We start from the raw sequence: 342 nt of genomic DNA on the forward strand, positions 1-342 counted from the left end.
AACCATAAAACGGTTCAACGTATTATGCAGAAAAATCAATGGCAGTGCCAGGTTAAGGTGAAAAAGCGCAAGAAGAATGGGCAGCCATATGCCGTAGTCGATAATATATTGGATCGGAACTTTAAATCTGATCGCCCTCTTGAAAAACTATAACGGACATCACATATTTGCCTTATGGACAGAAACAATTGTACCTTTCCAGTATATTAGATTTTTACAATGGAGAAGTGATTGCTTTTACGATTGGCGATAAGCAGGACACAGACTTTGTCTTAGACACACTTGATCAGCTGCCAACACTGCCTGAGAACTGCGTGTTACATAGTGACCAAGGTTCTGTGT

Annotated in this window: 1 pseudogene; it reads left to right on the forward strand. The window is 40.4% G+C overall.

The features are described from left to right. Window positions 1-342, forward strand: a pseudogene (locus AC0C66_RS21575) (DDE-type integrase/transposase/recombinase); the annotation flags it as partial.

It is taken from the genome of Bacillus sp. VA13 (assembly GCF_055710085.1).